This window comes from Polynucleobacter meluiroseus (genome assembly GCF_900205755.1).
Lineage (GTDB): Bacteria > Pseudomonadota > Gammaproteobacteria > Burkholderiales > Burkholderiaceae > Polynucleobacter > Polynucleobacter meluiroseus.
Genome location: NZ_OANS01000003.1, coordinates 160,968 through 185,141 on the forward strand (window position 1 = coordinate 160,968; position 24,174 = coordinate 185,141).

25 protein-coding genes and 1 tRNA gene are annotated in these 24,174 nt (G+C 45.7%); 13 read left to right on the top strand and 13 right to left on the bottom strand.

The features are described 5' to 3' along the window. Nucleotides 1-2 precede the first annotated feature (2 nt). Nucleotides 3-791 (top strand): twin-arginine translocase subunit TatC, encoded by a 789-nt coding sequence (tatC, locus tag CP950_RS06240; RefSeq protein WP_096673416.1) that lies wholly within the window; start codon nucleotides 3-5, stop codon nucleotides 789-791. 213 nt (nucleotides 792-1,004) lie between these two features. Here the strand turns inward: tatC and CP950_RS06245 are convergent, their stop codons facing one another. From CP950_RS06245 to CP950_RS06255, 3 genes are all read right to left on the bottom strand, one after another. Beyond that, nucleotides 1,005-1,319: an addiction module antidote protein gene (locus CP950_RS06245; protein ID WP_096673418.1), complete on the bottom strand. Its 315-nt coding sequence runs from the start codon at nucleotides 1,317-1,319 to the stop codon at nucleotides 1,005-1,007. Further along, nucleotides 1,316-1,615: a type II toxin-antitoxin system RelE/ParE family toxin gene (locus tag CP950_RS06250; RefSeq protein ID WP_096673865.1), complete on the bottom strand. Its 300-nt coding sequence runs from the start codon at nucleotides 1,613-1,615 to the stop codon at nucleotides 1,316-1,318. The genes CP950_RS06245 and CP950_RS06250 overlap by 4 nt, the downstream gene beginning before the upstream one ends. Nucleotides 1,616-1,736: 121 nt before the next feature. After that, on the bottom strand, nucleotides 1,737-3,215 hold the full coding sequence (locus CP950_RS06255; RefSeq protein ID WP_096673420.1) for a tetratricopeptide repeat protein: 1,479 nt from the start codon (nucleotides 3,213-3,215) through the stop codon (nucleotides 1,737-1,739). 208 nt (nucleotides 3,216-3,423) lie between these two features. Here CP950_RS06255 and CP950_RS06260 point away from each other — a divergent pair, with 208 nt between their 5' ends. Together CP950_RS06260 and CP950_RS06265 are read left to right on the top strand one after the other, a co-directional pair. Continuing rightward, nucleotides 3,424-4,761: a porin gene (locus tag CP950_RS06260; protein WP_096673422.1), complete on the top strand. Its 1,338-nt coding sequence runs from the start codon at nucleotides 3,424-3,426 to the stop codon at nucleotides 4,759-4,761. A gap of 153 nt (nucleotides 4,762-4,914) precedes the next feature. After that, nucleotides 4,915-6,903 (top strand): O-linked N-acetylglucosamine transferase, SPINDLY family protein, encoded by a 1,989-nt coding sequence (locus CP950_RS06265; RefSeq protein WP_096673423.1) that lies wholly within the window; start codon nucleotides 4,915-4,917, stop codon nucleotides 6,901-6,903. 4 nt (nucleotides 6,904-6,907) lie between these two features. On the opposite strand, the gene CP950_RS06270 is transcribed toward CP950_RS06265, so the two are convergent. Together CP950_RS06270 and mscL are read right to left on the bottom strand one after the other, a co-directional pair. Beyond that, nucleotides 6,908-8,080: a Do family serine endopeptidase gene (locus CP950_RS06270; protein WP_096673424.1), complete on the bottom strand. Its 1,173-nt coding sequence runs from the start codon at nucleotides 8,078-8,080 to the stop codon at nucleotides 6,908-6,910. 33 nt (nucleotides 8,081-8,113) lie between these two features. Beyond that, a complete protein-coding gene (gene mscL, locus CP950_RS06275; RefSeq protein ID WP_096673425.1) occupies nucleotides 8,114-8,536 on the bottom strand; it encodes a large conductance mechanosensitive channel protein MscL in 423 nt (140 codons plus the stop codon). 135 nt (nucleotides 8,537-8,671) lie between these two features. Between mscL and petA the strand changes: the two genes are divergently transcribed. From petA to CP950_RS06315, 8 genes are all read left to right on the top strand, one after another. Then, the gene (petA, locus tag CP950_RS06280; protein WP_096673427.1) at nucleotides 8,672-9,274 is read left to right on the top strand and encodes a ubiquinol-cytochrome c reductase iron-sulfur subunit; all 603 of its coding nucleotides are present in this window, start codon (nucleotides 8,672-8,674) and stop codon (nucleotides 9,272-9,274) included. Between the two features lie 10 nt (nucleotides 9,275-9,284). Further along, the gene (locus CP950_RS06285; protein WP_096673429.1) at nucleotides 9,285-10,685 is read left to right on the top strand and encodes a cytochrome b; all 1,401 of its coding nucleotides are present in this window, start codon (nucleotides 9,285-9,287) and stop codon (nucleotides 10,683-10,685) included. Nucleotides 10,686-10,750: 65 nt separating this feature from the next. Further along, the gene (locus CP950_RS06290; RefSeq protein WP_207760235.1) at nucleotides 10,751-11,500 is read left to right on the top strand and encodes a cytochrome c1; all 750 of its coding nucleotides are present in this window, start codon (nucleotides 10,751-10,753) and stop codon (nucleotides 11,498-11,500) included. Between the two features lie 60 nt (nucleotides 11,501-11,560). After that, the gene (locus tag CP950_RS06295; RefSeq protein WP_096673434.1) at nucleotides 11,561-12,172 is read left to right on the top strand and encodes a glutathione S-transferase N-terminal domain-containing protein; all 612 of its coding nucleotides are present in this window, start codon (nucleotides 11,561-11,563) and stop codon (nucleotides 12,170-12,172) included. A 30-nt stretch (nucleotides 12,173-12,202) separates the two neighbouring features. Beyond that, nucleotides 12,203-12,616, top strand: coding sequence for a ClpXP protease specificity-enhancing factor (locus CP950_RS06300; RefSeq protein WP_096673436.1), 414 nt, complete (start codon nucleotides 12,203-12,205; stop codon nucleotides 12,614-12,616). Between the two features lie 18 nt (nucleotides 12,617-12,634). After that, nucleotides 12,635-12,710 (top strand) — tRNA-Thr (locus CP950_RS06305). 9 nt (nucleotides 12,711-12,719) lie between these two features. After that, entirely contained in the window at nucleotides 12,720-13,391 is a 672-nt protein-coding gene (locus CP950_RS06310; protein WP_096673438.1) for a DUF5672 family protein, read from the top strand. 44 nt (nucleotides 13,392-13,435) lie between these two features. Next, complete coding sequence (locus CP950_RS06315; protein WP_096673440.1) at nucleotides 13,436-14,188, top strand: class I SAM-dependent methyltransferase; 753 nt, start codon at nucleotides 13,436-13,438, stop codon at nucleotides 14,186-14,188. Here the strand turns inward: CP950_RS06315 and CP950_RS06320 are convergent. Beyond that, nucleotides 14,178-15,551, bottom strand: a complete 1,374-nt coding sequence (locus CP950_RS06320; RefSeq protein WP_096673442.1) for an MFS transporter — start codon at nucleotides 15,549-15,551, stop codon at nucleotides 14,178-14,180. The two genes, CP950_RS06315 and CP950_RS06320, sit on opposite strands and share 11 nt — an antisense overlap. A 162-nt stretch (nucleotides 15,552-15,713) precedes the next feature. On the opposite strand from CP950_RS06320, the gene CP950_RS06325 reads away from it, so the two are divergent. Then, on the top strand, nucleotides 15,714-16,298 hold the full coding sequence (locus CP950_RS06325) for a phasin family protein (RefSeq protein WP_165766420.1): 585 nt from the start codon (nucleotides 15,714-15,716) through the stop codon (nucleotides 16,296-16,298). 95 nt (nucleotides 16,299-16,393) lie between these two features. Here the strand turns inward: CP950_RS06325 and CP950_RS06330 are convergent, their stop codons facing one another. The 5 genes from CP950_RS06330 to hemA are packed head-to-tail and all read right to left on the bottom strand — an operon-like array spanning nucleotide 16,394 to nucleotide 21,323. Then, nucleotides 16,394-17,686, bottom strand: coding sequence for a DNA recombination protein RmuC (locus tag CP950_RS06330; protein ID WP_096673447.1), 1,293 nt, complete (start codon nucleotides 17,684-17,686; stop codon nucleotides 16,394-16,396). A 21-nt stretch (nucleotides 17,687-17,707) separates the two neighbouring features. Continuing rightward, a complete protein-coding gene (gene grxD / locus CP950_RS06335; protein ID WP_096673449.1) occupies nucleotides 17,708-18,019 on the bottom strand; it encodes a Grx4 family monothiol glutaredoxin in 312 nt (103 codons plus the stop codon). A gap of 48 nt (nucleotides 18,020-18,067) precedes the next feature. After that, nucleotides 18,068-18,916, bottom strand: coding sequence for a peptide chain release factor N(5)-glutamine methyltransferase (gene prmC / locus CP950_RS06340; protein WP_096673451.1), 849 nt, complete (start codon nucleotides 18,914-18,916; stop codon nucleotides 18,068-18,070). A 10-nt stretch (nucleotides 18,917-18,926) separates the two neighbouring features. After that, nucleotides 18,927-20,006 carry a peptide chain release factor 1 gene (gene prfA / locus CP950_RS06345; RefSeq protein ID WP_096673453.1) on the bottom strand — a complete coding sequence of 360 codons (1,080 nt, stop codon included), beginning with the start codon at nucleotides 20,004-20,006 and terminating at the stop codon, nucleotides 18,927-18,929. After that, complete coding sequence (hemA, locus tag CP950_RS06350; protein WP_096673455.1) at nucleotides 20,007-21,323, bottom strand: glutamyl-tRNA reductase; 1,317 nt, start codon at nucleotides 21,321-21,323, stop codon at nucleotides 20,007-20,009. Here hemA and CP950_RS06355 point away from each other — a divergent pair. Beyond that, entirely contained in the window at nucleotides 21,322-21,624 is a 303-nt protein-coding gene (locus CP950_RS06355; protein ID WP_243391934.1) for a hypothetical protein, read from the top strand. The two genes, hemA and CP950_RS06355, sit on opposite strands and share 2 nt — an antisense overlap. Before the next feature lie 16 nt (nucleotides 21,625-21,640). Here the strand turns inward: CP950_RS06355 and CP950_RS06360 are convergent, their stop codons facing one another. Together CP950_RS06360 and CP950_RS06365 are read right to left on the bottom strand one after the other, a co-directional pair. Next, entirely contained in the window at nucleotides 21,641-22,375 is a 735-nt protein-coding gene (locus tag CP950_RS06360; protein ID WP_096673457.1) for a uracil-DNA glycosylase, read from the bottom strand. After that, on the bottom strand, nucleotides 22,375-24,162 hold the full coding sequence (locus CP950_RS06365; protein ID WP_096673459.1) for a M61 family metallopeptidase: 1,788 nt from the start codon (nucleotides 24,160-24,162) through the stop codon (nucleotides 22,375-22,377). Before CP950_RS06365 ends, CP950_RS06360 begins: the two co-directional genes overlap by 1 nt. Nucleotides 24,163-24,174: the final 12 nt, after the last annotated feature.

Consider the following 24,174-nt stretch of genomic DNA (forward strand, 5'->3'; position numbering starts at 1 on the left):
TCATGACGCAAAACACCTCATCTGAAGATTCAGGTTTACAAGAATCATTCCTCTCACATTTATATGAGTTACGCGATCGGGTCATTAAGGCGGGCGTAGCGATCTTGATCGTTTTTGTTAGCCTAGTGTATTGGGCGCCAGATATTTTTCATTTGTTTGCCCAGCCTTTACTCGAAGCGCTGCCCGCAGGAGGAAAGATGATCGTGACTGATGTCACAGGATCATTCTTTGTGCCCATGAAAGTCACCATGCTAGTCGCATTCATCATTGCGCTCCCAATAGTGATGTATCAGCTATGGGCATTTATTGCACCCGGCTTGTATTTGCACGAACGTAAATTAATAGTGCCCTTGGTGGTGAGTAGCTACACCTTGTTTATTGTGGGCATGGCGTTTGCTTACTTCTTGGTATTTCCAACTGTATTTAAATTTATGGCCAGCTATAACGCGCCCTTAGGTGCGGAGATGTCAACCGACATCGATAATTATTTAAGCTTTGCGATGACTACCTTTTTGGCCTTTGGCATTACATTTGAAGTGCCTGTTGTAGTGGTGGTGTTGGTACGCATGGGCTTAGTCACCCTGGCAAAGCTCAAAGAAATTCGTTCATATGTGATTGTGGGCGCGTTTATTGTTGCCGCTGTCGTTACGCCGCCAGACATCTTGTCGCAATTACTCTTGGCAGTGCCGATGGTCATTCTGTATGAGTTAGGTTTATTGGTCGCTCGGTTTTATGTGCCCAAACCTGACGGCGATGAAGCGGATCACACTTCAGAAACAGCGCAAACTTAGCGGCTGATCAATAAAATTGTTTTTTACTTTGAACTGATGATTCATCAGAAGTAAGTCCAATCGACTCTATATCAAACTCATTAACCACTGCTGGAAGACTAAGTAGGTACGCTGACTTTATTCTGGTGGCACAAATCTCAAGCTATGAGTTCATTAATTTCAGACTGGTTCATCGAAGCGGTTCATTTAGGGAAAAGCCAAGACTGAAGAGATTTAAGCTCTTTGTGCAACTAATTTGATCCCAAGAGCCCCAATAACCTTGCTGATAGTGTCAAAACGGGGTTTAGCGTTTGGTCTTAATGCCTTATAAAGTGCTTCACGTGTAATGCCTGTGGATTGAGCAATTTGCGCCATGCCTTTTGCTCTGGCAATATCTCCAAGCGCTTCTGCTAGCAATGCATCATCACCTTCTTCTAGCACTTGGTTTAGGTATTCCGTAATTGCCTTATCGCTATTTAAATAGCGCGCCATATCAAAGTTAGGTAGCGCATCAATCTTTGCTCTTTTAATTTCTTTATCGGTTTTCATAACTCCCCCAACGTTTTTAGTATTTTTTTGGCGGCCTTTATATCCGCAGCTTGTGTCGATTTATCTCCACCACCCAGCATCACAATAATAATCTTTCCTTGTTTTATGTAGTACATTCGCCACCCTGGACCAAAATGCTCACGCATTTCACTTATTCCATCACCTACAGGCTCTGTATCCCCTAAGTTGCCGTTGCGAACCTTTGCTAGGCGTTTGGCTAGCCTGATTCTCGTCTTTAGATCACGGATGCCGTCGAGCCAATCCTGGAACTCAGGCGTTTCTTTAATCGTATACATGCTTAAATTGTAATCGAACGAATACTGAATGCAAGGGCTTTTATCGAGGATAAGGCAGTAGGAAGTCTCCGGCATTAGTCACACAATATCGCTTGGTTTAGACTTATTTAAGGCTCATAAATCAGGCAACCTTTCCATCTGCAGCTTTAGCAAAGGTGGAGTGCAGCCACTCTGTTACTCGATCGAAGCGATAGCGACGCTGACGAAGATTGCCTTCCCTCTCCGCATCTACACCCGCAAACGCCTTGCCTGCCGCAAGCAAGGAGCGTCGCTGCTGGGTGGTATTTATCTGAATCAATCTGGGCAATATCTTCGGTAACTCAAACCGAATATCTACCACCACACAGTGCTCGTGTTGCAATTGACTTACTTCGCACAACAATAGTTCTGCCTTGCTTAAATTAAAGTGGTTGGCAATGATGAGACGATGGCACATCAAGACCCATTCATCATCGAGCTTATGTTCCGCATGACTAAGCGCTTTGTCACTATACATAGCGAAGTCATGCCAGTCGTTCTGACCTGAGCTAGCAGTATTTTCTAAAATTTTACCGAGCAACTCCGTTGCCTCTGGCACTCCTTGCTGGTGTGCCTGCCAAACCCAGTAGGAGGCTTGCAGACCGCGCACTTGTTCTTCCAGCTTTTCACGTTTGCGCCAAAGATTAGCGCCTTTCCGAAACTGTGCCTGGGCGTGACCCAAATCTGCCGCGCGATCAAAGCAACGATCACTCTCAGTGGCGTTGTATCCGGAGAACTGCGGCTTGCGATAAATTTCACCTAAGGCAAACCAGGCATCCCGGTCACCATCTTTGGCGGCAAGTTCAAGCCAATATGCCGCTTTCTTTAAAGAAGCGTTAGATTTCTGTTTCCTCTTTTTCTCAGGCGACCCAACTTCATCAAGCTGAGCTAAGCGCAGTCCGAGAGTCAATTTCGCAACAGTAAGTCCAAGCTCTGCAGCTTGAATCAACGCATCTTCATTGTTATGTTTATGCCAAGCATTCCAAAGTGATGACAGCGCCTCATTCTTGGGCTGCAGTTTAATTAGAAGCTCTTTCGCTTTAGGCGCAAAGTCAGATTGACTTTCTGCGAGCACCGGTAAATATTGACTTGCTAATTTTTTGAAGTCACTCAATTCATAATTGGCAAATTGCGGATTGAGCCCTAATCCATGGCGCTTCTTAAGCCACTTAGGTAGCTCTAATTGCGTTAGCTGATTAACTGGGTCTATAAGTAAGTGAATGAGCTGCCACCGCGCGGCATCTCTTACGCTTTCAGAAAATTGCGTTACCCCATCTTCTGCGGCCAATTGCAGAAACGAATCCCAGCCAAAGGCAAATGCGGGAGAATTAAAGCAGGCCGATAGGGGAACCTTGGCAATGATGGATTGCAATTCAGAGATTTGGCTAGCAGAGGCACTTTGACTGTCTCTAGATTGATTAATTAAGGTAATGTAGGATTTTTCTAGCCAAATCAGGGCGTTACTAGGCTGAATGGGTGTTTTGAAGTCTCCATTAAGATACGCTACAGCGAGCTTTTGTTGCGCAGATACGTCACCTAACCTGGCATAACCCAGGGTTTTTAAGAATTCTCGACTTGCCATATGACAATTTTGGCATTCCACAGCGTTAAAAGACAGAAATCAAAGCCCTTGTTGCCGAGATACAACGAAGAAAGCCAAAAAACTGCCTTTTGACAAGCAAAAAGAGCTCCTACTTGCCCTTACCCTCAGTCTTGCAAGTCAATACGAGCAAAATTCATGAGTCCCAGTTTTATTAGGGCATTACTTTCAATTTATGGAGATTTAAAGAATGAAAAAATCGCTATTCGCAATCGCTGCAGTAACAGCATTTGCTGGTGCAGCTCAAGCTCAGTCCTCAGTAACCGTGTATGGTATTTTGGATGTTGGTTATATCGGTCAAAACAGCAGAATTGCTAACAACGCAGCAACAGCTGGCGGTACAGTTGCTCAGCAGACAAACAGCCAGTTCGGTCAAAGTGCTCAATCTACATCACGTTTAGGCTTTAAAGGTAACGAAGATTTAGGTGGCGGTTTATCTGCTTTCTTCACAATTGAAACAGCTATTACACCTAACGCTCAAAACGCAATCCAAACAAACGTTTCTTCCTCTAACCGTCAAACTTTTGTTGGTTTGAAGAAGCATGGTGTTGGTCAATTCGCATTGGGTACTCAGTACACAACAATCCACAATGCTGTTGCAGCAACTGATCCTGGCATGCAGAACAACATGCAAGGTAACGTTATTTATGACAAGCCTGGATTTAACACACCAGTAAATGGTTCAGCTTTGTCTGGCGGCACAGGTACAACAACTGCTGGATCAGTTCAGTTCTCTGGTCAGCAAGACAATACTTCATACACTGTTCGCGCCAACAACATGTTGTCCCTCCAGTCAGATAATTTTGCTGGCTTCCAGGGTAACGCGTTCTACGTTATGAACAATCAGAATGCAAACCAAGCTACTGTTACTTCTGGCACTGGCACTGCGGCAACAACAGCTATTACTGGCGGCACTACTAACAATAACGGCTTCGGTTTAGGTGTGAACTACACTTGGACAAAGTTATTGGTAACAGCTAACTACCAGCAGTTTACTGACAAAGGCCTATCAACAATTAACGGAGCTGGTCAATATTCAGCTGGCAACCCAATCCAAGGTGGTTTCGGTGGCACCACAGTTTACGGACAAAATGCCAAGGACAATCAACAGTACTACGCCGCAACTTATGACTTTGGCATTTTGAAGGGTTATTTGCAGTATGTAAATCGTAAGACTTTGGATGTAAACAATCCAAATAACTACGTTGCACGTACAGCTCAACAGATCGGTGTGCGTTCATACATCACTCCAACTGTTGAATCTTGGGCAAGCTTTGGTACAGGTAAGTTAACAGTTTCTCAAGCTTACTCTGGAACTAATGCTTTGGTTGTTACTACTGGCACTGGCAGCAATGCAGCTAACTTCGGTGGCTTCCAGTTGGGTACTAACTACTGGTTGAGCAAGCGTACTAACTTGTATGCGATCTACGGCCAGCAGCGTACATCTAACCAGATGTTCGGTGCCAATGCGAACCAGACAAGCTACAACTCTAACGACTACGCTGTAGGCGTGCGTCACACTTTCTAATTGGATGCTAGCTTAGGCTAGTTAAAAATCGGATCTGCATTAAATTAACCCACTGTGGCAACACAGTGGGTTTTTTTATACCCGCTTAATACTCATCACATTAGAATAAGGTTAATTCATGATGGGATTTTGACTAAAAGGTAAAGTAAAGACATGAGTTCAGATATTCCAAGGCTGATATCTGACGCCGTACAGGCGCTTCAGCGGGGGGATTACTTAAAACTAAAGACTTGCGCTTCTAAGGCGCTCAAGTCCAACCCTCATAACGTGCAAGGTAAAGAGCTTTTAGCGTATGCGCTGGCAAATAGCGGTAATAAGGATGAGGCTCTTCAATTATTACTAGAAATTACGGAGTTGCACTATTGTCCTTTATCCGTCCTTTATGAATGCAGCTCCCTACTGTTGGAGAAGCAGGATTTTGTGAAAGCAATATCGCTCTTAGAAAGAGCCTATATTGTTGCGCCGGAATCATTTGAGGTTCTCCATGATTTAGCTACCGCATATGCTCACGTTGGGAAAAAACAAGCGGCTCTAGATAAGTTCCTCAGCGCAGCGTTAATAAGGCAAGATTCTCCAGAGCTTTTATACAATATCGGCCGAATGTACGACGACCTTCGATCAGAGACATTGGCCATAGAGTTCTATGAGAAGGCAATTCAATTAAATAAACAATTTAGCAATGCATGGATAAACAGGGGGCTCGATTTAAATCTTTTGGGAAGACCACTGGAAGCAATCACCTCTCTGAAGGAGGGCCTGAGACTTAATCCAAACGCAGGCTTTATATTTGGGGATATAGCCCACATACACATGCAAATTGGTGATTGGAAAAGTTTTGAAGCTAATCTATCAACTTTAGAAGACGGGGTGAAGGAGCATAGAGAGGTTATTCACCCGTTTCATCTTTTAAGTTTGGTTGATAGGCCTGAGCTTCAAAAAGAAGCGGCGGAAATTTATACGCAAAGAAATCACAACGAAAAGTTTGACTATTTAGGCTTAAATAGCGGCGGTGATTCCAAGATTAAGGTCGCCTATTTTTCTGCTGATTTTCGTAACCATGCGGTAGCTAACTTAACTGCTGAACTTTTCGAACTGCATGATAAAAACGGGTTCGAAATTTACGCGTTTTCATTGGGATTCCAGAACCATGATGAGATGACAAAAAGGCTAAAAAAATCATTTCATGAATTCATCGACGTATCGACCTTAACTGACCAAGAAGTGGTGGATTTGGCTCGATCAAAGGGGATTGATATTGCAGTTGATTTAGGTGGATATACAGAGCATTCACGTAGCGGGATATTCCAGCGCAGGGCGGCTCCAATACAAGCGAGCTATCTAGGTTATTTAGGAACCTTAGGTAGCACTTACATAGACTATATCTTCGCTGACCATGAAGTCATACCACCAAATCAGCAGAAATATTTTTCTGAAAAAATTGCATATCTCCCCAACTGCTTTCAGGTAAATGACAGGCAGAGGATGAGTTCTGACCGTCAATTTACAAAAGCTGATCTGGGGCTCCCCGAGAAAGGTTTTGTATTCTGTTGCTTCAACAATACCTACAAAATAACCCCGAAGGTTTTCTTGAGTTGGTGTCGCATTCTAAAAAAAGTAGAGGGCAGTGTTTTATGGCTTTATGAATCCAATCTGCAAATTTCTGGCAATCTCAGGAGGGCAGTTACTGCTCAAGGCATTGACCCTAATAGATTGGTATTTGGCGGGGCCTTGCCTGCTGCTGAGTATTTAGCTAGATATAAATTGGCAGATTTATTTTTGGATACATCCCCTTATAACGCGGGTACTACTGCTAGTGATGCGCTTTGGTCCGGGTTGCCCGTGATTACTCGCATGGGCGAATCTTTTCAAAGCCGAATGGCGGGGAGTATCTTAAAGGCAATTGATATGCCAGACCTCATAGCGCAAACCGTCTCAGAGTACGAGGATTTGGCTGTGAGGTTGGCTACATATCCAGAGGATTTGCAGGCCATAAGGAAGCGAGTAACAGCCAATAAGTTGATAACTCCACTTTTTGATAGTCCACAAACTACCAAGCATATTGAGAGGGCGTATCAAGTGATGCATGCAAACCATCTCGCCGGAAAGGAACCAGAGAATATTGATGTGGGGGAATTGTATTAGAGGGCTAGTTCTCTGGCTTTGGTTTAGGCCGTTTACCAATTTGAATATTTAAACTCAGTTCTTTGCCTTTGCGAAGTACCATGGCATTGACATCGTCTCCGGGACCAAGTTGAGCCACTTGATTAAGTAAGCCACGCACATCCTGAATTTTTTGACGGTTAATAGTTGTAAGAACATCACCAGGCTTAGCGCCTGCACGATCAGCCGGGCCGCCTTCAAGCACTCCTGACAATAGAACGCCTTCGGTTTTGGCTGGTAGCCCCAATGATTGATTTAGTTCTGCCGAGAGGTTTTGGGGTTCTACACCGATCCAGCCACGCGTCATGCTGCCGTTACTTAGAATGGATTCCATGACTTGTTTGGCAAGGTTTACAGGTATTGCAAATCCAATGCCCATAGAGCCACCGTTATTTGAGTAGATGGCGGTATTAATACCGATGAGATGGCCGCGAGTATCAATGAGTGCCCCACCAGAATTTCCGGGATTAATGGCCGCATCAGTCTGAATAAAATTCTCAAAGGTATTGATGCCTAAGTGATCTCTACCTAAAGCTGACACGATTCCTGAGGTGACGGTTTGACCAACACCAAACGGGTTACCTATTGCCAAAACAACATCACCGACATGAACAGAATCAATTTTTCCAAGAGTAATCGGTGTGGGTAGTTGTTTTGCATCGATCCGCAATACGGCGATATCCGTTTCTGGATCAGAGCCAATCATTTTGGCTTTAAATTTCCTGCCATCCGCTAGAGCGACCTCTATTTCACCTGCATCACCAATCACGTGATAGTTGGTCAAAATAATACCCTCAGGACTGACTAAGACGCCCGAGCCTAAACTAGAGCTGGGATTCTCTACAGGCGCTTGCTCACCAAAGAAAAATTGGTAAAAAGGATCGGCCGACTTAGGGCTGCCTGCCTTGGACTTAGTTTTGCTTGGCACTTTGCTAGTAAAGATATTCACAACCGCCGGCATGGCCCGTTTGACAGCATCATGATAGGAGCCAGGGCTTAGCTGGCCCGTATCCGCCGCTTCATTTAAAGAAACCCCTTGTATCAAAGAGCGCGTGGATAGATCGCCTATCCATCCGGGCTGGAGAGTCTGCACGATGAACCATGCGGCCAACAAAATAGTGACAGCTTGCGCAAACAAGAGCCAAAGGCGATTTAACACGTTTTATGCCGGAGTTTTAGTGGAAGTAGATGATTACTTTTTTAAACTATCTCTGATTTCCCTAAGCAAGACCACATCTTCAGGGGTGGGGGGTGGGGGCGGTGCATCGGAGGCGCGCACTTTATTGACCACCTTCACCATTTGGAAAATGACAAAAGCTAGCAAGATGAAGTTAATCGATATGGTGATGAAGTTACCGTAGGCAAAAATGGGTACGCCAGCCTTTTTTAAGGCTTCATAGGTATTTGGAACGTTGGCTGGGGCATTTCCGAGGAGAATAAAGAGGTTAGTAAAGTCGATATGCCCACCTAAAAGAGTCGAAATAACCGGCATGATGATGTCGTTTACGAGAGAATCGACGATTTTTCCAAAGGCGCCACCAATAATGACACCCACTGCCAAATCAATCACACTTCCTTTTACGGCAAAATCCCGAAATTCTTTTAAAACGCTCATAACTGCTTCCTTTCTTGTTTAATAGAGATTAACCCGACATAACCCCACAACTTTCTCGCTTACCCCACTTTTTACTTTAAAATCCTAACTTTGTGTAATTTCCACCATTAAAAGCGTTTCTGAGGAATTTCGTAGATGAGTGACAAGCCCAACATGGATCAAGATCGCCGCAAATGGTTGATCGCTACAACAGCTGTCGGCGGTGTTGGAGCAGCTGCAGCCCTGTACCCCTTTGTAGATAGTTTGGAGCCTTCTGAGCGCGCTAAAGCCGCTGGAGCTGCTGTTGAGATAGATATCGCGGGCATGCAGCCTGATGAAATGAAAATGGTGGAGTGGCGCGGTAAGCCAGTATGGGTTGTACGCCGCACTCCCGAGCAAGTTGCTGAACTTTCCAAGATCGATGCTGAATTAGCCGATCCTGACTCCTTACGAAATCAAGCTGAGTTAACGCCACCTTATGCACTCAATCAGTGGCGCTCGATTAAGCCAGAATATCTCGTAGTAGTCGGCATCTGTACGCATCTAGGATGTTCGCCATCTGCCAAATTTGAGGCAGGCGCACAACCCTCCTTGCCCAATACCTGGCCTGGTGGTTTCTTATGCCCATGCCATGGCTCTACCTTTGATATGGCAGGTCGAGTATTTAAAAATAAGCCCGCGCCAGATAATCTTGAGGTTCCGCCGCATATGTACTTAAGCGACACCAAGATTCTGATTGGCGATGATAAGAAGGCCTAAGGAGAAATAAATGGCATTTCACGAAAAAGAAGTTCCGGCAAACGCTCCTGCAGCGCAAAAATTATTAGCTTGGGTGGATTCACGCTTTCCGCTGACATCCACTTTTAAGACTCACATGAGCGAGTATTACGCTCCCAAAAATTTAAACTTTTTCTATATTTTTGGTGCCCTAGCAATTGTGGTTTTAGCTATTCAGATCATCACTGGCATTTTCTTGGTGATGAACTACAAACCTGATGCCGCAAAAGCGTTTGAGTCTGTTGAATACATCATGCGCGAAGTGCCTTGGGGCTGGCTCATACGCTATATGCACTCCACGGGCGCTTCATTGTTCTTTGTCGTGGTGTATATGCATATGTTCCGTGGTCTCATCTACGGTTCCTATCGCAAGCCCCGTGAATTAATTTGGATTTTCGGTTGTGCCATTTTCTTGTGCTTAATGGGTGAGGCCTTCTTTGGTTACTTGCTCCCCTGGGGTCAAATGTCTTACTGGGGTGCGCAGGTTATCGTGAATCTTTTCTCCGCCATTCCTTTGATCGGACCAGACCTTTCCCTTTGGTTACGTGGTGACTACGTCGTTGGCGACGCCACTTTGAATCGTTTCTTTGCATTCCACGTGGTCGCTATTCCTTTAGTATTGATTGGCTTGGTTGCCTCGCACATCATTGCGCTACATGAAGTGGGCTCCAACAATCCAGATGGGGTAGAAATTAAAGATACTCTCGATGCAGAAGGTCGTCCTGTAGACGGCATTCCTTTCCATCCTTTCTACAGCGTTCATGACGTGATGTATTTAGGCGGATTCTTGATGATCTTTGCCTTGATTGTGTTCTTTGCCCCAGAAATGGGCGGCTACTTCTTGGAGGCAAACAACTTTATTCCTGCCAATCCATTGCAGACGCCATTACACATTGCCCCAGTCTGGTATTTCACACCGTTCTACTCTATGTTGCGTGCCACTACTTCAAGCTTTTTATTGCCGTTGTGGATTTTCTTGGCAGTCATTTTGTTGATGTTCGCCAGAATGGCGACGACCTGGAAAGTGCGGGGTATTTGCTTGGTAATTTTGGCGGTTTTAGCCGGCGGTTTTCATTTCTTAGATGCTAAGTTCTGGGGTGTGGTGATCATGGGTGGCTCAGTTGTGATCCTCTTCTTCCTTCCTTGGTTGGATCGCTCACCAGTGAAATCGATTCGCTATCGTCCACAGTTTCATAAATATATTTACGGCATTTTCGTCGTAGCCTTTGTGATTTTGGGATATCTAGGAATTCAGCCACCATCACCAATATTTGAAAAGATTTCTCAAGTTTGTACGATCTATTACTTGGGCTTCTTTTTGGCGATGCCCTTTTGGAGCAAGCTAGGCACATTTAAGCCGGTTCCAAAACGCATTACTTTTGAGTCTCATTAATTTACGCCTGAATCATTGGCAAAGAGAAATCAGGAATTAGTATGAAACAAACCTTGCACGCTTTTATGGGCTTATGCCGACTAACGGCGCTGGTAGTCTTAGTTGGCATTAGCCAGGCACCCCAAGCAAATGAGGGCGGCTTTCCTCTAGATAAGGCGCCGGATCGGGTAGCAAAAAATGCATCCTTGCAAAACGGCGCCAAGATATTTGTTAACTATTGCTTAAACTGCCATGCAGCGGTAAGCATGCGCTACAACCGTTTGCGTGATATTGGCCTGACAGATCAGCAGATTAAAGACAATTTGATCTTTACTGATGCGAAGGTGGGTGATCTGATGACGGTTGCGATGAACCCAAAGGACGCAAAGATTTGGTTTGGCAAGGTTCCGCCAGATTTATCAGTTGAGGCTCGGGCGCGTGGGGCAGACTGGCTGTATACCTACTTCCGCACCTTCTATAAAGACGATGATCGCCCAACTGGGTGGAATAACTTGGTTTACCCCAACGTTGGCATGCCCCATGTTTTATGGCAATTGCAGGGCGAACGGGCTGCGAAGTTTGAGGAACACAAGGATCCCCATGATGAAGCTAGGGTTGAAAAGGTCTTTGTCGGGTTTGAGCAGTTAACCCCAGGAACGATGAAGCCACAGGAATACGATGATAATATCGCTGACTTGGTTGCTTTTCTGTCTTGGATGGCTGAACCAGCCCAACTTGAACGTAAAAGACTAGGCGTTGTAGTACTGTTGTTCTTGGCGATCTTTACCTTAGTGGCTTGGCGTTTGAATAAGGCCTATTGGAAAGATGTCCATTAAGCAATTTGTATCTTGGTAGTAATTTGTTGTGTTGAAGTAGAAATTTAAGGAAATAAATTTATGATGGTGTTGTACTCGGGCACAAACTGCCCATTCTCGCAACGCTGCCGTTTAGTGCTTTTCGAAAAAGGCATGGACTTTGAAATTCGTGATGTGGACTTGTTTAACAAGCCAGAAGACATCTCGGTCATGAATCCCTACGGCCAAGTTCCAATCCTAGTTGAACGCGATCTCATTTTGTATGAGTCAAATATCATCAATGAATACATTGATGAGCGCTTTCCTCATCCCCAATTGATGCCGCCTGATCCTGTAGCTCGCGCACGCGCACGCTTATTCTTATTCAACTTCGAAAAAGAGTTGTTTGTACACGTGGCTGCTTTAGAGAACGAAAAAGGTAAAGCCGCTGAAAAGACCCATGAAAAAGCCCGCTTGGCTATTCGTGACCGCTTGACTCAACTCGCCCCTATTTTTGTGAAGAACAAATATATGTTGGGTGAAGAGTTTTCGATGTTGGACGTTGCGATTGCTCCACTGTTGTGGCGTCTTGAGCACTACGGTATCGATCTTTCAAGAAATGCTGCACCTCTCCTGAAATACGCTGAGCGTATTTTCAGTAGACCTGCGTATATCGAAGCGTTGACACCATCTGAAAAGGTCATGCGCCGCTAAGCGGTTCATTACCCAGACAAAAGAGTGTTTATGTCTGACGTTCCAAGCAATAAACCCTACCTAATCCGTGCGCTACATCAGTGGTGTACGGATTTTGGTTTTACGCCCTTTATGGCCGTCTTTGTAGACTCCCGCGTTGAAGTGCCCATGGAGTTTGTGAAGAATGGCGAGATCGTTTTAAATCTCTCATTAGAAGCTTGTCATCAGCTAGCCCTAGAAAATGATTGGATCAGCTTTCAGGCTAGGTTTGGCGGAATTCCAAGAAAGATCATGGTGCCAGTAAGCCATGTATTGGCTATCTATGCCCGAGAAAATGGCCAAGGGATGTCCTTCCCATTTGATCCTGCTCAAGCCCAAGAGAGTGATTTACATCTGGCTAGCAGTGAAGATGAGGCAACTGAAAAGCCGAAGACCAATAGGCCTTCCTTAACGATTGTGAAATAGGCTAAAATAACACCTGATGCCCCTTTAGCTCATCTGGTAGAGCAACTGATTTGTAATCAGTAGGTGGTCTGTTCGAGTCGGACAAGGGGCACCATCAATTTCCATGCTATCTCTTCCAGACGTCACTCTCATTGCAGTAAGCTCTGTGGAATTAGATGCCACTCTGATGGCACTCACCATCTCTTCGCATGAGATCGAGTTTGCTGAGGTCAAGTTTCTAACCTCAGAGCCAATAGCGCCTGTTAATTCCAAGATTAAAGCTGAGCTAATCCCACCATTGGATTTCAGGGGATATAGCAAATTCATCCTGCAAGAATTGCACAAATATGTATCAACCCCGCATTGCTTGGTCATTCAAGCTGATGGCTTCGTTCTCAATGCAGATCGTTGGCAAAACCGGTTCTTGGATTACGACTACGTTGGTGCTCCTTGGCCTATGGAGCTGAGCTTGCAGCCAGGCAATCACTTATTAAATATGTCGAGCAATCAAGTGGGCAATGGCGGCTTTTCATTGAGAAGTAAAAGGCTATTGCTGGAGACGGCAAAAATTGACTTTGACTCGTTAGATTTTCCTTGCCATTCGGAAGATCTTCTTATTTGTCATTATTTTTTAGACCAGATGCTGGCTGCCGGCATCAAGTTTCCCCAGCCACAATTAGCTGCTCAATTTTCAGTGGAATCCCCAAATGCAGCATTTGGACAAAGCCCAGAAACTTCTTTTGGATTTCATGGAAAAGCATTGCGTGATGAGATTTTTTCTAAAGTTTTGTCTTAATCTAGCTTAAAAAACTAAGTTCTTAATTATGTGATGATAAAAAAATGAGAACAATTAAACAGCTCCATTTGGAGAAAACGGGAAAGCTAAGCGACAAATGGGAGTCCTATTTAAGCTATTACGATGATCTGTTTCTTTGTCTATGTGATGCCCCAATCACTTTGCTTGAAATTGGCATTCAAAATGGTGGGTCGTTAGATACATGGGCTAAGTTTTTCCCAAATGCGCAAGCCATTGTTGGGTGCGATATTGATGAAAAATGCAACTCGCTCGTTTATGATGATCCTAAAATTCATGTGGTGGTTGGAGATGCTAATTCTGAGGCGGCTAATACTAAGATCAGAAAAATTAGCAGTGAATTCGATATCATCATTGACGATGGCTCACATATTTCAAGTGACATCTTGAACTCATTCTTAATTTATTTCCCCTTGGTTCGTCCTGGCGGAATTTACGTGGTTGAAGATGCTCATACCTTGTACGACAACTCTTTTGGCGGGGGAATTCTAAATGAGTTCAGTGCCCTGACTTTTTTCAAAAAATTAGTAGATATGGTTAGCTATCAGTTTTGGGCAAGGGAGCTTACGCCAAGTACCTTGTTATTTACTTATTTTGAGGGACATTCCATACCCCCATTTATTTCAGAAGGTTGGATTGATTCCATTGAATTTCGAAATTCAATCATCACTATTAAGAAGGCAAAACAACCGGGCCATGAAAAACTTGGTAAACGGATTATTACTGGCACAGAACTAACCGTTAAAGATGAGGCATGGTTAAAGATGGTCAAGGGCTAGCATCATCATTTTCCTTGCTCAGTAGAGCTACTTTGTAAGTTTCCGGTAAACGCCACATGGCAACTAATGCAGCTAAAGCTAAAAACAAAGTCGGATACCACAGCCCCGCAACATCACTCAGCCATTTCTGGTTTAACCAAGTCACAATCAGTGGCAATAACCCACCAATCCAACCAGCCGCTAAATTATGCGGAAGAGTAGCGGCACTATTTCTTGATTTAGCTGGGAAGAGTTCTGCCAAGACCGCTGTTTGGGGGCCGACTACTAGCGCAAGAATTGCAGACAATCCAATTAATATGGCGACGATGAATATTGTTGGGTGGCCGTTATGATTTGATTCTAAAATCTGCCCACCTAAAGTTCTCATCATATTGAATGCCGGCAATATCAATACTGCTCCTAAAAATAAGCCACTCACAATGACCGGTTTTCGCCCAACTTTGTCTGATAGCCATCCAGCAAAGACGGTGAGCGGTAACAGGGTGATGGTGGCGATGACACTAAGTTGGTCGACCAGTTCAGGCGGTAACTTCACTGCAGTCTTGAGAAAGATCGCTGTATAAACTTGCATGCAGAAAAAGAGGATTGCCCCACCTGAAGAAATACAAAAGAACAGTAGGAACATTCGTTTTCTGGTTTGGGGATCTTTTAAATTATCCCGTAGTGGTTGCTTTGAAGGTGCGGTAGTTTTACTTAATTCTAAAAAGATGGGCGTTTCCTCTAAGGCCATCCTCGCTCTAAACGCTAAGAGCAGCAAAAGGAGGGAAATCCAAAATGGTACCCGCCATCCCCAGCTTTGGAATTCCTCTACAGTTAAGTAGTGTTGCAGTAGGGTAATTTGTAGGGTGGATGCTAATACGCCTAATGGCCCCATTAATTGCAGAAAACTGGTTTTAAATCCCCGATTTTTATCCCCCGCATGTTCGGTCAAATAGATTGCGCCGCCACCGATTTCACCGCCTGCCGATAGTCCTTGAAGGAGTCTGAGGCTAACCAGTAGGATGGGGGCCCAAATGCCAATTTGGCTGTATGTGGGCAAGAAGCCTACGCACACCGTAGCAACACCCATGAGGGAGATTGTGATGATGAACACGGGTCTACGTCCGATGCGATCACCAACGCTACCAAATATTGCCGCCCCAATTGGCCGAACGACCATACCCACTCCGAAGGTAGCTAGACTCGCTAATAGGCCGGTAGCAGGATCCTGAGATGGGAAAAATAAGGGGCCAAATACCACGGCCAAGGTGGCAAAGGTAAGAAAGTCATACCATTCTAAAAAAGTGCCAAAACAGGCTGCAATGGCTACTTTCTTATAGGAATCAGAATCTTTTTTATTTTTCAACTCGTTGATTTTATTCAATTTATATCTTTTAGATGATTTATTTGTTGCAGAGCAGCATAAATTGCTTGATTTGTCATATTGCTTCAGTTAGAGTTTGTGTTGCAGTGCAATATTTAGATTTTATCTAGTGTTTTTAATGCGCTACCCAAATTTTTTACCACCTTATTAATGGAGAATTACATGAACCAAGAACACATTACCGCTACATTGTCCCAAATCAACGGCAAAGGCCTAGAAGCAACTTTTACATTAGGTGAAGTTGCATTAGAAAACGCTCAGAAATTAGCCGAGTTGCATTACGAGGCATCTAAGGACGCATTAGTAAATACTCAAGAAAGCATGAAGCAGGTATTAGCAGCAAAAGATCCAAAGCAAGTAACTGAAATGCTTGGCACTGACGCATTGCAAGCAGCAGGTAATCAAGTTGCGGCATATCAAAAGAAAGTTACCCAAGTGATCCGTAACGGTAACAAGCAGTTGTCACAAACTGTCGAAGCTAATATTGATCATATGCAAGCAGGCCTTCAGGATTGGGTTGATACCCTGACTGCTAACGCCCCAACTGGTTCAGACGCATTTGTTTCTTCGTTCAAAACTGTTTACGGTAGCGTAATGCAGGGTTACGAGCAGTTCCGCGCTGTAAGCAAAGAAGCCTTTGTAAATGCTGAGAAAAGTGCTGACCAAGCAATTAATGCCGTTCAAGGTCAGATCGCGCAAGTAAAGAAAGCGGCAACACCTGCAACACGTACTCGTAAAGCGGCTTAATTCTTTTTAAGATGTAAGCAGTCACGACAGTAGTAAATAAAAATCCCGCTGAGCTTGTGCTGAGTGGGGTTTTCTTTGTTCAATTACTTTGTTCTCTAGCCCTGATTGATCTCATTCTCAGGATCTAAGGCGGAGTCAATTAAGGGTGCCGATAAGTTCTTCGCTGGCTTGACTCCCAACTCGCGAACCCGCTCAGCAGAGCGGATCAAATTCCCCTTGCCGGATTTGAGTTTATTAAAAGCATCGTGATAACTGGTCTGCGCTTGATCCAGTCGCTGGCCCAACTTTTCCAAGTCATCTACAAACCCCACGAATTTATCGTAAAGATTGCCACACTGCTTAGCGATCTCTAGAGCATTGCGATTCTGATGTTCTTGTCTCCATACATGAGCCACCGTACGCAAGGTCGCCATGAGGGTACTTGGGCAAACCAACACAATATTCTTTGCTAAGGCTTCTTGATATAAATTGGGCGCAGTCTTCAAGGCTAATAAAAAGGCGGGCTCAATTGGCACAAACATCAACACAAAATCTACTGAGCCAAGACCATACAAGGAGCTGTAGTTTTTTCCTGATAGTCCTTGAATATGTTGCTTTAAGGACTGAATATGCGCAGCAAGTTCCTGCTCTGCTATAGCAGGGTCACTAGTTTCTGCATGCCTTGCATACGCTGTAATTGATACCTTACTGTCGACTACTAGGCTTCTGCCTTCCGGAAGCTTGACCACGATATCGGGCTGCAAGCGAGAGCCGTCAATTTGCGTATGACTATCTTGCACAAGGTATTCCTCGCCCTTGCGTAAGCCGGATGATTCTAAGATCGATTCCAGAACAAGCTCACCCCAGTTACCCTGTACCTTAGAGTCACCCTTTAAGGCTTGAGTAAGAGAGCGGGTTTCATCGGACATGCGTAGATTTAAATTGGCTAAGCGCTCGATTTCACTCTTGAGGGCAAAGCGTTCACGTGCTTCATTGCCGTACGAGGTGCTTACTTGCTCTTTGAACTCGGTCAGTTTCGTTTGTAAGGGCTTTAAAAGCGCATCCAGACTCACTGCATTTTGTTCGGTAAAGCGCTTCGATTTATCTTCCAGAATCTCATTAGCAAGATTCTTAAATTGACTAGTCAATGCTTCTTTGGCTTCATTCAGAGACTCAATACGGCCTAAGCCTTGCTTGCGTTCAGAATCTAACTCAGCCTCAAAGCGAATCGCATTTTGCAAGGCAAGGTCACGCTCATTACGAAGACTCAGGGCTGACTCAGTGGCGGTTTGGGCTTCTTGTTCTATGCGCTGTAATGACGAACGTAGCGTCAAGACGTAAACAAAAAGGCCTACACAAACCGCCAATGGTAGGCCAAATAGCGCAAGGGAACTCAGGTCAAAAGTCACTAAACAGATCCCGACTAAAGATTAACCTTTAATAAGTGCTGGCAGTTCGCCGTTTTGGAACATTTCAGTCATGATGTCTGAGCCGCCGATAAATTCGCCGTTGACATAAAGTTGTGGAATGGTTGGCCAGTTTGAAAATTCCTTAATGCCCTGGCGAATGCCTTCATCTTCCAATACGTTCACTGTATGCAGATTCTCAACCCCGCTTGCGCGGAGAATGTTAATCGCATTTCCGGAGAAGCCGCATTGTGGAAACTGGGCGTTACCTTTCATGAACAGTACGACTGGGTGACTGGTAACAATGTCTTTAATTTTTGCTTGAGTGTCCATCATTTCTTCCTTAATAACTGGGTGGGTAAGCAACTGATCTTGTGCTCTATTTTATGACTTTTTTCTACCTGAGACCGCTCGGCAATGCCCGGCTAAATCAAAATGGACTTGAATAGCTTGGAAGCCCGAGCTTTGCATCAGACCCACTACCGCTTCAGATTGGTCAAAGCCATGCTCTACGGCAAGAAGGCCCTCAGGCTTCAGGTATTGGGCCGCTCCACTAATGATGGCTTCTAGGCAGCTTAGACCGCTTCCTGCATCGGTTAAAGCGGTGAGAGGCTCAAAGCGTAAGTCACCCTGACTTAAGTGGGGGTCCTGCGCAACGATATACGGGGGATTGCTCACAATGATGTCAAAAGGGGCGTCTAATTCCAATGGCTCATACCAGCTGCCATGCAGAAAGTGCACCCGACCTTGTAAACCAAGTGAGTCGGCATTGTCTCGCGCAATTGCTAAGGCATCCACGCTCAGGTCCGTTGCCGTCAGTGCAGCCTGTGGCGCCCCATGTGCAATTGCCAAGGCAATGGCGCCGGAACCCGTACCCAGATCTAAAACTGACACAGGTCGCTTGAGGGACTCGATTTCTGCAAGCGCAAGATCAACCAGGAGCTCCGTTTCCGGGCGGGGGATTAATACTCCAGGAGCAACCATTAACTCAATCGCATGAAACCCTTTTTTTCCGATAAGGTAGGCAATTGGTTCGCCACTAGCGCGCCGGAATGTCAAGGACTGCCATTCTGCAAGGGCATCTAAATTAAGCGTCATATCATCACGAGACAGCAGCGCGGAACGGGGCAGTTGACAGTGTTTTTCTAAAATAAAGCCCAGCAAAATGCGTGCTTCATTAGCAGGTAGGACTGTAGAGCTCAGCAGTGCCCGTAACGAGTGATCCGAACTCATGAGGAGTTACTTAGTTATCGCCAAGTGCTGCCAAGAGTTCTGCTTGATGCTCAGAAGCCAATGCATTGAGTAAATCATCTAAGTCGCCATCCATCATGGAGTCAATCTTATACAGCGTTAGATTAATGCGATGGTCAGTAATTCGGCCTTGAGGGAAGTTGTAAGTTCGGATCCGATCACTGCGATCGCCTGATCCCACCAAAGACTTTCTGGTCTGCGCTTCTAGTTGGTGTTTTTCTTTTTCACGTGCATCCATGATGCGCGACACCAAAACTTTCATAGCCTGTTCGCGATTACGGTGCTGGCTGCGGTCATCCTGACACTCTACGACTGTGCCAGTGGGGAGGTGAGTGATACGCACCGCAGAATCGGTTTTATTAATGTGCTGACCGCCTGCGCCAGACGCGCGAAAGGTGTCGATGCGCAATTCTGCGGGATTAATTTTGACCGCTTCGAGTTCGTCCGCTTCAGGCATTACTGCAACCGTACACGCAGAAGTATGAATGCGTCCTTGGGTCTCCGTCTGCGGCACACGCTGTACCCGGTGACCACCAGATTCAAATTTGAGGCGTGAATACACTGATTGACCCACCAAGCGGAGAACCACTTCTTTATACCCACCTAAATCGGATTCAGCGGAATTGGCGACTTCTACTTTCCAGCCTTGACGCTCAGCAAAGCGGGTATACATACGCAGTAAGTCACTCGCAAACAGAGCGCTTTCATCACCACCCGTACCAGCACGAATTTCTAAAAATACGTTGCGATCGTCATTCAGGTCTTTGGGGAGCAGGAGTTTTTGGAGGGTGTCTGCCAAGGTTTCCATGGTTGCTTGAGCTTGCTTATGCTCTAAGTCGGCAAAGTCCTTCATCTCAGGATCCTTGCGCATCTCTTCTGCAGCCTGCGCATCCGCCTCAGCTTGTTTATATAAACCGAATTGCTCAACCACAGTGGCAATATCAGAATGCTCACGAGTGAGCTTGCGATAGTTATCCATGTCCTGAGTGGACTCTTGGGTGGTTAATAAGGAATTGAGTTCGGCTAAGCGTGTATCTAGGTGGTCTAGCTTAGCCCGCATGCTAGGCTTCATTTATTGGTCTTCTGGCTTGGAATGGGAGGTAAATAATTTGGGGAGTAGCTTGATCAGGGCGTCGCGCTCGGCACCATTCGAATGTTGAAGCGCATGGAGTGAGCCGTGCAAGAATTTATTGGTTAAGCCTTGGGCTAAGGTGTTGAGCACTTCCATCGGGTCATCACCCCGCATCAAGTGCTTCATCGCCCGCTCTAATTCAAGCTGTCGCAAGCGCTCCCCTTGTTGCTGAATATCCAAAATCAATGGCACGGTTTTGCGCCCTTGCATCCAATGCATAAAGTTGCCAACCCGATCTTCAATGATGGCCTCCGCCTGGCTCACTGCTGCTTGACGTAAAGAGGTGCCCGTTTGGATCATCACTCCTAAGTCATCAATGGTGTAGAGGTAGATATCGTTTAAGCGCGCTATTTCGGGTTCAAAGTCACGTGGTACGGCCAGATCAATCATGACCATGGGTTTATGGCGGCGTTGCTTCAGCGCACTCTCGACCATGCCTAAACCGATAATGGGCAGAGTGGATGCGGTGCTAGAAACAATCACATCAAACTCGTGAAGACGACTGGGTAGCTCGGATAACTTAAAGGACTCTGACTCTACATTTTGATCTGAAACGGCATCAGCTAGTTCTTGGCCGCGCTCAATGGTGCGATTGGCAATTGCAACGCTCTTGGGTTTTTTTGCTACAAAGTGCGTTGCACATAAATTGATCATGTCGCCAGCGCCGATAAAAAGGACGCGTTGATCGGCGATGGTTTCAAAGATGCGTTCAGTTAGGCGTACTGAGGCGGCGGCCATGGAGATGGAGTGGGCGCCAATCTCCGTTGAGCCCCGAACCTCCTTAGCGACCGCAAACGATTTCTGAAATAGTTGGTTTAAATAAGTACCCAGCACCCCCGCATCGTTGGCAGTGCGGACAGCGTCTTTCATTTGCCCCAAAATCTGAGTTTCCCCAATGACCATCGAATCTAAACCGCAAGCCACTCTAAAGGCATGGCGAACTGCATCTGATTGAGGTAAGGAATAAATATGGGGGAGCAAGCTGCTAGGAGCTAATTTTTGGGATTTAGCCAACCAATCGAGTGTGGCTTCATGTAAAAAACTGGCCGCAACCTCATCGTTTGCTGCGCAATAGAGTTCGGTACGATTGCAGGTAGATAAAATAGTTGTTTCTGGCAGCTCGACCTGATTCACGCCAATAAGATATTGGCGAAGGTCGTGCAACGCTTCTTGGAGAAATTCAGGGGCAAAAGCAACTTTTTCCCGAATGGCAACCGGCGCTGTGTGATGATTAATGCCCAGTGTCAACAGCTTCATGGGCTTGATTATAGAATTGAAGCAGCTTTTAATGGGGGCAGCGATGGGGTTTTTGGCTTTTCTGGTGATCGGTGGCTTAACAGGGGCCTTGGCGCTCTTCTTTTATCCGGGCCCAAGGGCTGTCAAACCTAGCTTGTTACGCTACCTAGTCGCAATCTTCATAGGCTTCGCTGCGGCTTACGCTTGCTCACTTATGGGCCAAACCACAGGATTTTTCCAAGCCGGGCAAATGTTGGAGTGGCTATCTGCCGTTCTTGCGGCATGCATTGCCGGCATTCTCTACGCAATATTGTCTAAATAGACCTCAGGCTTAGTTACTAACGCTTTTCCACCCAATCAATCGGCGTCATGCCATGCTCAGAGAGCCATTGATTGGTCTTGGTAAAGTGATTGCAACTCGCTTTGTCGCCCACCTCTAAAAAAGGCTGATGTGTTTTGTAGACGCCCAAACCTGAGGGATGAGATGCTTGCAAAATCAATTGATTGATACCCGAACTAATTAAGGGGAGTTTCGCTTGAGCATGCGCACCCCACAGCATCCATACCAAGTTGGGTTTGTGCTCTGCTAAGGCGCCAATTAATCGTTCGATCAAGGATTTCCATCCTAACGAAGTATGACTGCCTGCCTCGCCTAACTTGACGCTTAAGGCGGTATTCAGCAGTAATACACCCTGCTTAGCCCAAATATGGAGATCACCGTGTGGCAACACACCAAATCCCTCTAAAGCGAGCGCCTTGCTAATGTTGCGTAAGGAGCTTGGAAATTGCCTTGAATTTTTAGGAATCTGCTGCGGTATGGAAAAAGCAAGGCCTTGAGCAATGCCGGGGGAGTGATAAGGATCTTGTCCCAAGATCACCGCTTTCACTTCTGCAACAGGGGTGAGTGTGAGTGCCTTGAAAAAATTCTCTGGATCAGGCCGTACTAGATTGCCGCCCAAATTGACTTCCGCTTGAAGCCGGCTTTGCAGGCTAAGCCATTGCGCGGTGTCAAAATAATTCCCTAGTAGCGCACGCCAATCTGGCGGTATGGCATCAGCAGTAAATGCGTACATTACTCGGCGGGCAGCAGTTCATACTGAATTGGTAGCTGGTGAGGCGCTAATACAGCCATGCACTCTTGTTCCAGATCATCTCGGTAAAAACACATCACAAAGGGCTTACCCTCTGTCAGGGTGCCCACGATTCTATCTAAGCTCATCGCCGTAACTCGTTGACCGTTGATACTGGCAAGTAAGTCGCCAGGAGCCAGCCCCGCGACTTGCAATGCGCCGCCATCGAGGACGTGGGTTAACTTAAGCCAACCCTGCGCTTCCGAGTAGCGTAGCCCTAATTGCAGCTTATTTCTTTCTAGTCTTGAGGGCAGTTTTGTTTTTACTAAAACAATGCGAGGATCAAACCATTTTTGCAGGGGAATATCTTCCACTCCAAAAATATAGAGCGATTTAAAGCGATTCCAAGTTTGCGTAAAGCCGTTTCCTAGTAGCTCCAGAATTAGCATATCTAAGCCATCTTCAGCGATGCCCATGTGTGTGCGACCATGGCGATCCCAAATCAAGCGCATGAGATCATCAAGGGATTGCCGATTGTGCGTAAACTCGCGAATCTTCAGGTCCAGGCCTAATGCAAGTAAGGCGCCTTTCCCGTAATAGCTAACAACCGCATTGGGAGTGTTTTCATTGACTTGGTAGTACTTGGTCCAGGCATCAAATGAACTATCAGCCACACTCTGTTTATGTCTTCCAGGCCCGCGCAAAACCGTATTCCAATTATTGGCGACTAATTTCAAATAGGATTTGAGATCAATGCGCTGGCTGCGGAACAGTTGGAGCTCATCGTAGTAGCTCGTAAAGCCCTCAAATAACCAAAGTAACCGGGTATGGTTGCGGCGCTCCAATTGATAGGGCTGGAAGGCCGTTGGCTGGATGCGCTTCACCAGCCAGGCATGAAAATACTCATGACTACACAGCCCAAGAAATTCTCGATAACTCGCTTCGTCTAGCGGTACGTTGAGTTGCGGTATTTGATCGCGCTTGCATAGTAAAGCGGTGCTATTGCGATGCTCAAGACCGCCGTATCCAGAAAGAACCGCATTGACTAAAAAGAGATAACTCTGAAAGGGCGCCTGCTGAGTTTGCGGTTCAAATAAAGCAATAGTGCAAGCGCAAATTGCCTGAAGATCTTTGGCAATGCGTTGCAGGTTAATCGGATGGAGGCAGCCCTGAACGGCCATAGTGTGGGGCACGCCATTCACCTGCCATTGTGCTAGCTGAAAATCTCCGAAGGCCACCGGATGATCTAGGAGATCATCATAATTTTTGGCTAAGTAAAAGCCGTAGCCCTGTGAATCTAATTTGACAGAGCGCAAGCCGGTCTGTACTGACCACCCTGAAGCATAAGAATCATTTGGCGGAATCAGAATCAGCGCGCATGGCAAATCCTCTTGACCTTGAGCGGACAAACAAAGACTGCTGGCATTAAAAAAAGCACGTTCATTATTTAAGAAAGCCGCACGCACCGAAGAATCAAATGCATATACCGTAGTAAGTACTTCTACTGGACCACTTACCTTAGGCAAAAGCCATTGGTCGTTATCAATCCGCTCTAATGGCAAGCTATCTGTTGGGCTGCTCACTTCATAGGCTTTAATCGATTCGATATGCTTACTAAAATCACGAATGAGATAACTTCCCGGAATCCATGCAGGCATTTGTAATTGCTGTCCGTCTGGATTGGGATTCTCAATGCGCAATTTCACATGAAAGCGGTGGCCATGAAGGTCGGCCAACCAAACAGTGTATTGAATGGCGGGCATATCTAAGTGATGAATAGCTTGCTGCATATTTTTAGGTTT

Bases quoted from the DNA above. Each gene is read 5' to 3' on its own strand.
- tatC (WP_096673416.1), top strand. From the start codon at position 3: ATGACGCAAAACACCTCATCTGAAGATTCAGGTTTACAAGAATCATTC.
- CP950_RS06245 (WP_096673418.1), bottom strand. From the start codon at position 1,319: ATGAAAACCGATAAAGAAATTAAAAGAGCAAAGATTGATGCGCTACCT.
- CP950_RS06250 (WP_096673865.1), bottom strand. From the start codon at position 1,615: ATGTATACGATTAAAGAAACGCCTGAGTTCCAGGATTGGCTCGACGGC.
- CP950_RS06255 (WP_096673420.1), bottom strand. From the start codon at position 3,215: ATGGCAAGTCGAGAATTCTTAAAAACCCTGGGTTATGCCAGGTTAGGT.
- CP950_RS06260 (WP_096673422.1), top strand. From the start codon at position 3,424: ATGAAAAAATCGCTATTCGCAATCGCTGCAGTAACAGCATTTGCTGGT.
- CP950_RS06265 (WP_096673423.1), top strand. From the start codon at position 4,915: ATGAGTTCAGATATTCCAAGGCTGATATCTGACGCCGTACAGGCGCTT.
- mscL (WP_096673425.1), bottom strand. From the start codon at position 8,536: ATGAGCGTTTTAAAAGAATTTCGGGATTTTGCCGTAAAAGGAAGTGTG.
- petA (WP_096673427.1), top strand. From the start codon at position 8,672: ATGAGTGACAAGCCCAACATGGATCAAGATCGCCGCAAATGGTTGATC.
- CP950_RS06285 (WP_096673429.1), top strand. From the start codon at position 9,285: ATGGCATTTCACGAAAAAGAAGTTCCGGCAAACGCTCCTGCAGCGCAA.
- CP950_RS06290 (WP_207760235.1), top strand. From the start codon at position 10,751: ATGGGCTTATGCCGACTAACGGCGCTGGTAGTCTTAGTTGGCATTAGC.
- CP950_RS06295 (WP_096673434.1), top strand. From the start codon at position 11,561: ATGATGGTGTTGTACTCGGGCACAAACTGCCCATTCTCGCAACGCTGC.
- CP950_RS06300 (WP_096673436.1), top strand. From the start codon at position 12,203: ATGTCTGACGTTCCAAGCAATAAACCCTACCTAATCCGTGCGCTACAT.
- CP950_RS06310 (WP_096673438.1), top strand. From the start codon at position 12,720: ATGCTATCTCTTCCAGACGTCACTCTCATTGCAGTAAGCTCTGTGGAA.
- CP950_RS06315 (WP_096673440.1), top strand. From the start codon at position 13,436: ATGAGAACAATTAAACAGCTCCATTTGGAGAAAACGGGAAAGCTAAGC.
- CP950_RS06325 (WP_165766420.1), top strand. From the start codon at position 15,714: ATGAACCAAGAACACATTACCGCTACATTGTCCCAAATCAACGGCAAA.
- grxD (WP_096673449.1), bottom strand. From the start codon at position 18,019: ATGATGGACACTCAAGCAAAAATTAAAGACATTGTTACCAGTCACCCA.
- prmC (WP_096673451.1), bottom strand. From the start codon at position 18,916: ATGAGTTCGGATCACTCGTTACGGGCACTGCTGAGCTCTACAGTCCTA.
- prfA (WP_096673453.1), bottom strand. From the start codon at position 20,006: ATGAAGCCTAGCATGCGGGCTAAGCTAGACCACCTAGATACACGCTTA.
- CP950_RS06355 (WP_243391934.1), top strand. From the start codon at position 21,322: ATGGGCTTGATTATAGAATTGAAGCAGCTTTTAATGGGGGCAGCGATG.
- hemA (WP_096673455.1), bottom strand. From the start codon at position 21,323: ATGAAGCTGTTGACACTGGGCATTAATCATCACACAGCGCCGGTTGCC.
- CP950_RS06360 (WP_096673457.1), bottom strand. From the start codon at position 22,375: ATGTACGCATTTACTGCTGATGCCATACCGCCAGATTGGCGTGCGCTA.
- CP950_RS06365 (WP_096673459.1), bottom strand. From the start codon at position 24,162: ATGCAGCAAGCTATTCATCACTTAGATATGCCCGCCATTCAATACACT.